This is a genomic window from Polaromonas sp. P1_G2 (genome assembly GCF_056405515.1).
On the sequence record NZ_JBFUBY010001314.1, the window covers coordinates 1 to 424 of the forward strand.

Consider the following 424-nt stretch of genomic DNA (forward strand, 5'->3'; position numbering starts at 1 on the left):
CATCGAGCAGCATCACGTCGGGCTCGACGGCGAGCGCCCGGGCAATCGCCACGCGTTGCTTCTGGCCGCCGGAAAGCTGGCTGATCGACTTGTCGGCGGCGTTCGGCAGGTCGACGAGCCTGAGCAGATCCTCCGCCTTCTTGCGCCGTTCGGCTTTGCCGACGCCGCGCACTTCGAGGCCGAAGGCGATGTTTTCCCAGACGCTCATCAGCGGAAACAGCGCCAGGTTCTGGAAGATCAGTGCCGTCGGCCGCCGATTCGGCCGCGTGTCCTTCATATCCTTGCCGCCGATGCGGATGGCGCCGCCGCTGGGATGGGTAAAGCCGGAAATCATCCGCAATATCGTCGTCTTGCCGCAGCCCGACGGGCCGAGGAACGAGAAGAATTCGCCGGGCTGGATGTCCACCGAGACATTGTCCACCGC

At 64.9% G+C, this 424-nt stretch carries 1 protein-coding gene; it reads right to left on the reverse strand.

Features of this window, described 5'->3' with window-relative positions; genetic code table 11:
• On the reverse strand, nucleotides 1-424 hold a 424-nt coding region (locus tag AC1D0P_RS30320), incomplete at both ends, for an ABC transporter ATP-binding protein (RefSeq protein ID WP_477680120.1).